Source organism: Aquidulcibacter sp. (assembly GCF_020253525.1).
Lineage (GTDB): Bacteria > Pseudomonadota > Alphaproteobacteria > Caulobacterales > Aquidulcibacteraceae > Aquidulcibacter.
The window spans coordinates 1-8433 of the sequence record NZ_JADCBK010000107.1 but is presented as its reverse complement, the minus strand read 5'-3'; the positions used below and the strand labels follow the sequence as shown (position 1 = coordinate 8433).

Here is an 8433-nt window from a genome sequence, read left to right as displayed (position 1 = left end):
GGCGAAGCGCAACGTCCTTTACTCCCGCTTCATCTGGGCCAACACCCAATCAGCTGCAGCTTGTGCCTTGCTCGCCGCTGTCAAGAAAAACGAGGGATTATCGCCAAGGGCTTTGAGCCAACCATCAATATAGGCGGCATGATCTTCAAGGTGATCAGCGGGGAGGCCAATGTGCGCTCCGATAAAGGCGCTAGCGAGTTCAGCGACTAGTTCCTCTAGTGCATAGCCAGCATCTCCAAAGCGGGTCTGACCAAAGTCGCGATTGAGGCGGCTCTCGTGTCGTGAGGCATGGGCGGTCTCGTGGGCAAGCGTTGCCCAATAATGGCTGCCATCTCGAAAGGCCTCGCGAAGGGGCATTTGGATGAAGTCTGCGGCTTTGGAATAGAAGGCCCGATTGCCACCATGGCGCAGGGTGACGGGGATGCGCGCGAAGAGAGAAACCCAACGGGTCTCATTTTCGCTGAGGGTGATCGGAGTAGGCGGAACAACTGGCGCTTCAGGAGCCGCATAGAAGGATTCAGGCAGACCTTCGATCTGTTCGGCATTGAACACGGTATAGCCGCGCAGAATACGCCGGGTTTCACCAGTCTCATCGCCATTGATGCCCGCAGACTTGGGAGCCCGAGTAGGCTTGCCGTCACCTTCTGACCTATCGCCCACTTCTGTATAATAGACCACAAAGGACCCACGCTCCCCTTTGCGGACGCAAGCCTTCATGGCCAAGGCTTGTTTGAACGTGAACCAATGGCGAGACCTGAAGCCGCTTTCCAAGGAGGCAGCCCAAAGGGCGATAATATTCATGCCGCGATAGGGCGTCCCGCACGAGCGCAAGGGCAAGACCAAAGCATCAGGAGGGGCAATATCATCCCATGGCTTGATCCATGGGCGAACGCCGCGTTCGAGAAGAGAACTAATCTGGGCTGTGACACGCTCATGGGGTGTCAGACGAACTTCATCGGACGCTGATGAATAACGGGAATTACGAGATGCTGTGATTGAAAGTGACATGGCGGAGACCTCCGCCGATGGAATTTTGCGTTACGCGATACTCACCATGAGCTCGCCCCGCCCCTATCGGCCGAGATCAACAAACCGCACCCCTGAAAGCCTGCCCGCACCCCGGTAGTTTCGCCTTGTCCAGACCGGGGCGGAAGCGCTAGCGCCCGACTGAACGGTTGCGGGCAGGCGGACAGGGGTGCAGGGATTTTGGGCCGATGGGGGCTATCTTGTGGAGTCCGTCGATCTTGCCAAGGCCCTTCTATCTCGCAGAAGGACAGAGTTGATATTCCTCGAAAGTCCGTTGCCCAGGAATGGCATCTTATGCAATAGCGAAGTGAATAAACATCACGGATATAGCAAGCTCATTTTATTGGGGGTCGGAATGGAGGAATTTTCTGCAGAAGCAGTATATGAAGATATGCGAGCGTTTGTGGGTGCAAAACGAGCTATATCAGCGAAGTTTATACGAGAGGAAACCAATTTTGGTGGCGCTCGAGTATCCTACAGTCTTGATGAAACTCACATACAAAATTTTGCAAAGGTTTTGACCGCCGAACTTAGAACCAACGAGATTTACTCGGAAGACGTGATCTACCGATGGCGGCTGGTAAATGCACTTCTCGTCCAACGACGGATTTTCGGAGGGTCGCTCGGGCCGCATATAGCTATCGAGAATGGCGAGGCGCTGTCAACTTTAGCTGCATTCCCACTTTTGGAATTCATTGCGCAAAAATGGACAAATGCTTGGGATGATAATGGGAAGGCTATAATTGACATTCCAGAAGAAGCTGGTCTCCTTGGTAGGGATGGAAAGGCAAAAACCATAAAGCCGCCAATGGCAGTAAGCTCCTTCTACGATAAAATGCAGATCCTGGCGTTGAATCTGGATGAAGATCACAAGTTTGCATTGGGACGCTTTGATCATCTTCTGAGGCGACCTGATATTGGCAATGGCCAACCAGCGCCGCCCCTTTTCCAAAGACTCGGGCACCGTCGAAACGCTTGGGCCCATGGGCAGTCTTTTAATGATGGTGAGCCTTATATTCTCAGTTTACTGCTAGGGTTTTTCTATATTGCAAGCTTTGCTATGGCCCGAACAAATCCAACTCTCTGACCGAGCCCTTTAACGTACGGCCAAGAATTTGTTGCGCTCTCAAACGAGTCGAGTTGGCGGGCTGGGATCGCCGCAAGATATCTAGGCAAGTATCAGAATGAAAGTTGTGCTGCGCGCCGATCATCCAGCGCGCAGCACTATTTATTAGTAGTCAGATATAACCCTCTACTCTGCCGCGATGCCCACTGACTGAAGATCTGGCTCAACCGCGTGAGCTTCTGCCAAAGCGGCAATGCCATCTTCAGTAATCTCAAAAGCAGGCGTCTCACCAAGATCGGCTACATCGATCAATCCATCCGTTCGAATCACGCTGGGCAACCAGCCAGTGCCATCGAGCGTCTGCGCCGCCATCTGGGCCAACTCATCCTTGCGCTTGCCAATCAGTGTCGATTCAAACGCCTCACGATCCATAGCAGTGGGCAGTTCCGAAACAGCAGGACTTTCCATGATCGCATCTGCGATCTGAGCCTTATTTAGCCCCATGAAGAAGTCAGAAGTTGGTGCCCACCATTTGGTCATGTCAATTTGGAGACGCGTGGCGAGGATATCGGCAACTTCTTGCTTGCGGCGACAGATGGGTGTGTTGCCGCTATGACTGAGATCAAGGGTAGAAGCGATTAGGAGTGCCTGGGTTTGAAGCAAAACCTCTGGTCCTTGGGCCAAGCACCATTCAAACCAATTCTCCTCATATAGGTCCAATGCCTTCAAGTTCTCACGCTTCGAGGTTAGAGGTTCAGCGTCTGAGTGGGCATGACACACAAAGGCATGGATGCTCATGCCGACAGGGCCGGTCAGCGCCATGAAGTGACATCCCAAGGTATAGACGGATAGGGCTAAGGCCACATCCGGTGCCTCACAAAGATGAGTCCGAATAGCGCGCGTTCGTGCGCTGGTGAGCTCATTAAGAGTCTTTTGGGTGAACCCGGACGTATTGACTGGCGCAGGCTCATCTTCTTCCCATGGTGGACGTTCTTCGAGGGTAGTTGGGATGACGTCTTCAGAACCTTCGGCACCTGAGGTAACCACATCCGTTGTAGGGTTAGTTTCGCCTGTGCTCTGACTCGCAATCCGTGCGGTACCGGCGGCTGGATCAATCACAAGGACGGTCACGCCATCAGGAGAGGGTGTGTAGGCCACAGGCTCAGGTGCAGGTATCGCCTCAGCCTCAAGACGCTCCTTTTCACGGCGTCGTTCGGCTTCAGCTTTGGCCTTCTCGGCGTCACGTCGTGCGTCGATCCGAGCAATCTTCTTCTGATCACCCTTGGCAACAATGCCGACGATTGTATCCGGATTTCCTTCAAAATCGATGGAGATGACGCAACCGGATAGCACCTTTTTCTCTGGGTCGAAGAAGGACAAGGCTTCGGCCATCTCGTGGGCTTTGACACGGAGACTTTCGAGTTCAGCGATCAGAGCCTCATCTGTTGGATCAGACGCGAGTGCTTGCTCAATCTCAGAAGCTCTGTCCCGTATCAGATGCGCAGCGGCCTTTTGCTCCTCAGTCGGCTGATGCCATTCGGGGCGAATGCGATGCATGGAGCCACCGTCGGCTCGACCATTGCCCAGATTGAAGCTCACCCAACCCCAGCCTTGAGCCAAAAGTGGCGCACGCAATTCCTCAAGCTTGGCTGTGGCCAGTTCATTTAAGAGATCCGGGCTATCGAGGAACACAAGGCTATCGTCAAACAAATCGCGACGGACAATGCCACCGGCTGCCTCATAGGCTTCAACACCCACAAACTTGGCAAGCCGGTCGGTTACTCGAACGGCTCCTTGGGTGAGATAAGACCGCACCGCATAGGCATTGCTGACAGGCTTGGTCATGATCGCGAAGACACCATCTTGGCGCTCATGATCAGCGACCAGACAAAAGGCGCGTGCGGCATCAAGGCCAAGTTCGCCTTTTCGTAATGCATCCTTCAACGTTGGCGATAGAGCGGCTAAGGCCAATCTTTGGCGAACATGGCGAACACTCGCACCAAAGCGGACAGCGATGGCATCCTCGGTTTGACCTTCATTGGCTAAACGACCAAAGGCTTCGACTTCGTCCAAGGGATGCATGGCAACACGTTGGACGTTCTCGGCCAAGGACGCTTCTTCGGCCAAGTCAGCAGGAACGATCTGACAGGGCACTTCAAAATCAGACGTGATGGCCTTGCGCTTAAGCAAGAGCTTCAAAGCGGCCAATCGGCGACCACCAGCGGAGACTTGATATTTGCCAGAACCGACATCGACGACACTTAAGCCTTGCAACAGGCCATGAGCCTGAATGGAGGCTGCCAATTCATCAATGGCGATTTTCTTATCAATGCGACGGGCATTGAGAGGGGAGGGCTGTAACGCCTTCAAAGGTAACAGTTGAACGTGAAACATGAGACTAATCTCCCTATGGGAGTTCCTAGTGTTGGACATCAATCACCAGGGCCGCCTGCGCGGCAATCATCTCACCGGCCCACGCCAAACCAGACGCGCAAGGGCGCAGAGGCGCGAGCCGTCCCTTGCGCGGCTGGGGTGGACGGGGGCATTCGAATAGGGCGCGCAGGTAGGGCTGGTGAAAGCGCTATTGTGTTGAGCAACCTTAAAGCCCGACAGACCCATCTCTCTATAAGCGCGTGTCGATTTGCATATTTTCAAGACCGTGGTGAATGGCGTTCTGGTCAATTTTGAGGCCCAAAACTCAACGCATTCTTGCTCGGCCACAACTGCCTAGTGTTAGTAATGGTTGGCGGATCTCGGATGGTCTGGTTTGGGACGCGGGCGGCGAAAGCTATTTCGAGTCTGCGCGCACCCAGCCAACTTGATTGTTGGAGGGTCTCCGAGTCCGCTGGCCGGAATTCAAGGGACTAGGACACGGTCGGTCCACTTTGCGACAGAAGGTGGCGAATAACCATTCATTCTTTCAAGCAAGCTGGTAGCATCAGTCGCAACGATCAGCATTTCACGGTGGACCGCCTTCACAAGCTGGGCCTCCACGGCATGATCAAGGAAGCGGAGCAATTGGTCATAGTAGGCTAGCGTGTTGTAGATCGCAAAAGGCTTGCCGTGATATCCGAGCTGTCCCCACGTCCAAATCTCAAACAATTCTTCGATCGTGCCTAGCCCACCAGGGAGCGCAATGAAGCCATCCGACATATCGGCCATCATCGCCTTGCGCTCATGCATAGAGTCAACGATATGAAGTCGCGTTAACTCCTTATGTGCAATTTCTTTAGCTTCCAGGGCTTTGGGTAGAATGCCAATGACCCGACCACCAGCTTTCAAACACGCATTCGCAACAGCTCCCATGAGCCCAACGGAGGCTCCTCCATAAACCAACTCAATGTCAGCCGCGGCAAGCGCTTGTCCAAGGAAACGAGCATCTTGCTCAAACAGGGGTGAAGCACCAGAGCTAGAACCACAAAACACACAAACCCGCTTCATGAAGGAGCTCCGGAAACAACATCGACTTTGGCTGCTAGGTGCGAGGAAAACATCGCTTCAATGATGAAATTGATGCGATCACTGCTTATACTCTGCTGAACGGGGATAAGTAGCGCATAGTAGATGGCACCGTATATCGCATCCAGAATAGCATCCGAATCCAAGCCCACGCGCAGTTCGCCGGCTTCAATCGCCTTGGCGATGACTTCGAAGCCCATAGCACGTCTCGGATTAATCCAACGGGTCATAAAGGCGTGTAGCAAGACCGGGCTGCGTTGAGCTTCACCAACAAGTTGTCTCAGCAGATCGCCATCCAACTCGCTAAGGCGATTAACGAATGCTTGGGTTGAAGCTTTGAAGGTAGCGACGATGTCCCCTGTATACTCGTAGGATATTGCCGATCCCACTTCTTCCAAGAAAGCATCCATAACGATCGTTGCAGCGCTTGGCCATCGCCGGTAAATGGTCGTCTTCGCAATGCCCGTTATCTTCGCAAGCGATTCAATGGTGACAGCGTGGACTCCGTGCTCCTGAGCAACCATAAGCGCCTGTTGGTGAATCGTCACTGTTGTTGCTGCCACCTTTGGACGCCCCGCTTTAATTGAGGCTCGCATTGCAGTCGGATTTGGCGGCCGACACTCGACTTCATATCTCAAAGAGGGGCTTGCATCATTCATATTCGATACGTAGCGTATTATAATTAAGATGTCTAGCCGCTGCTGGCCCTGAAGCCAAAGCGGAGATTGGTCAGAATTGCGCTTCGCGCGCTGACGAAGTTGATAAACCCCCAGACTATCCATCTCGCGCGCTCAAACTCGAACACGGCATTTGCGGAGGCAGAGCCTGCGGCAAAGGCTGTCTCAGTAAAAAAAGGGCTACGCTATGGCCATAGGTTGGGTTCAATCCGGATAATCACGCGTTGGCGACTTTTGGCCGATTGCAACTGGGTTCGGGTTTGGACCGGGCGAAGGCGGAAATTGTTTCATCCGCCTATTCCTGTGACTACAGCTGAAGCGACACCGCAGGATCGCCGACATAAGTTTCAGTGCATACAAACAGCTCCAATAGGTGAGCAAATCTGTTTTCACTTAGACTCTACAAATGTTGAGAATATTGCACATGCACTTGTTCCGGTCGCGATAAGCTTTCCGCTTGCGGTCCTGATTTCACCATGCGCGGTTGAAACTGTACGGCCATTGGGAGCACCTTGTTGGCCTCATCTATTCGCTCTTACTTGGCGTCACTGCGATCGGGGTGTTCATGTGGGCGGCCTGGGCCCGTTTAGCCTCTATGGCACGCGCGCTGATCCATGTCGCTTATTTTGGCTACCACTTGGCAACCTCAACCTATGTGTCCACATTTGGGATCACTGGCTTTGCTGTCTTTACCGGCTTACTAGGTGTCACTGGCTTATATGTGTTTTTCTTAGTTGGCCGAGGAAAACCTAGCCATCTCCAAGCTACGTCTAACTGAACGCCAGAACGCTCGTCACTGCTTGCAGTAGCTCTGATGTAAACGCTGGATGAGCCGTGGCGGGTCTCGACGCGTTCACCGCGACTCTGACCTGTTTCGTCAGCCTGTGCTTCTCAATCTGTCTTCGGGCGCAACCATCACTTGTTCGACGCTTGTGCGGAGCCGGGTGGCTTGACAGTCTTCCAACCGCGACGGTTCCATTCGCTCATGCCACCTTCGACATAACGCAAGTTAGTCCACCCGCGTTGGCGCAAAGACCTCAAAGTAGCGCGTGATCTGTTTTGGGTGTTGCAGATGAGCAAGACCGGACGGTCTCGCGGGAACTCAACAAGCCATGCAGGCATCTGGCTTAAAGGCAGAAGACGAGCACCTGCTACCACGCCCGTAGCGTGTTCTTCCGGTTCACGGATATCCACTAGGAGTGCCTTACGAGCTTCATGTTCCGCTCGGGCCTGATAGAGATTGATCGAACTGTCTTGCCCGAAGGCGGCAACAGGAAAGCCTAGAACGACGAGTAGCAGACCCAACGAACCTGAACCCTTCATGAGAACCATCCGTCGATGTTGGCTACTCATCTTTGTATATCCTTAAAGTAGGCACGTGCCGCTGCTTGGCAAAACGGCATGCCGACAAAGTGGTAACGCGCTGCACGAGGTCCAGTTCGGGACGCTGCGTCCAACGCCATCAAGAAGCCCTGCTGGGTTTCCAGATCGATTAGCCGGACAGCGCTGCCACGCGCTTTGAAATCGGCATACACAGTTTGGGTATTGTCGAACGTAACGAGCGCATCCTGTCGGCCATGGCACAGAAGAAGCGGTGCTTTTGGCGTCCAACCATTCAGATTGTTCCGTTCCAGCGCGCGACGGAAAGGGTGCTGGGAATCTGCATTAAACTTGCGCTGGAACGCTGGATTCACAAGGTAAGGCTTGCCGTCGCCGCGGTCGAACAATGCTAGCGGCAATTTCCCGCTTGCTAGCAACTGCCCGTAACTCTCTACGCCTGGTAGGCGTCCAGGCTGCGCAATTGCGTCGAATGGCACGGCAAAGACATCGGTTGGTTGGTCGTAGATGTTACCATAAGACCGTTGGTAGCTGTTGATGAGTAGCGGGAAAAATCCCGTCGCGCCAACACTGGGCTGGCCGGCAAACACCTGCTCTGCCATTTCACCGATCATCGCCGCGCCAGCAGAGGAAGCAACTGCTGTGATAGTTAACTTTTCGTCCGCCGGTATCATATCCTCAATCGCGCGTTGTGTTGCCAGCACGACCGCCCCGCCTTGCGAATAACCTGTTAAGAACAGTCGACCGTCTTCTACCAGTCCCAGAGCGCCTGCCTGCACACGAGTGGCGCGAATGGCATCGATCATGTCACGTGCTTGGCTGGTAAGTTCGTAGTAGGGGTGATAATCTGCATTGGAGCTTGCGTAT

At 53.7% G+C, this 8433-nt stretch carries 7 protein-coding genes; 1 reads left to right on the top strand and 6 read right to left on the bottom strand.

Annotation, left to right across the window (positions count from 1 at the left end; all coding sequences use genetic code 11):
• Window positions 1–18 precede the first annotated feature (18 nt).
• Complete coding sequence (locus IOB61_RS12535; RefSeq protein ID WP_290817202.1) at window positions 19–1008, bottom strand: zincin-like metallopeptidase domain-containing protein; 990 nt, start codon at window positions 1006–1008, stop codon at window positions 19–21.
• 325 nt (window positions 1009–1333) lie between these two features.
• Here IOB61_RS12535 and IOB61_RS12530 point away from each other — a divergent pair, with 325 nt between their 5' ends.
• A complete protein-coding gene (locus tag IOB61_RS12530; RefSeq protein WP_290817199.1) occupies window positions 1334–2113 on the top strand; it encodes a hypothetical protein in 780 nt (259 codons plus the stop codon).
• 165 nt (window positions 2114–2278) lie between these two features.
• On the opposite strand, the gene IOB61_RS12525 is transcribed toward IOB61_RS12530, so the two are convergent.
• The 5 genes from IOB61_RS12525 to IOB61_RS12505 all read right to left on the bottom strand — a co-directional run.
• Complete coding sequence (locus IOB61_RS12525) at window positions 2279–4486, bottom strand: ParB/RepB/Spo0J family partition protein (protein ID WP_290817195.1); 2208 nt, start codon at window positions 4484–4486, stop codon at window positions 2279–2281.
• A 462-nt stretch (window positions 4487–4948) separates the two neighbouring features.
• On the bottom strand, window positions 4949–5533 hold the full coding sequence (locus IOB61_RS12520; RefSeq protein WP_290817192.1) for a TIGR00730 family Rossman fold protein: 585 nt from the start codon (window positions 5531–5533) through the stop codon (window positions 4949–4951).
• On the bottom strand, window positions 5530–6114 hold the full coding sequence (locus IOB61_RS12515) for a TetR/AcrR family transcriptional regulator (protein WP_290817189.1): 585 nt from the start codon (window positions 6112–6114) through the stop codon (window positions 5530–5532). The genes IOB61_RS12520 and IOB61_RS12515 overlap by 4 nt, the downstream gene beginning before the upstream one ends.
• 1029 nt (window positions 6115–7143) lie before the next feature.
• Window positions 7144–7581, bottom strand: a complete 438-nt coding sequence (locus IOB61_RS12510; protein WP_290817186.1) for a rhodanese-like domain-containing protein — start codon at window positions 7579–7581, stop codon at window positions 7144–7146.
• Window positions 7578–8433, bottom strand: an 856-nt coding sequence (locus IOB61_RS12505) for a hypothetical protein (RefSeq protein ID WP_290817183.1), incomplete at its 5' end; no start/stop codon positions are given. The genes IOB61_RS12505 and IOB61_RS12510, both read right to left, overlap by 4 nt.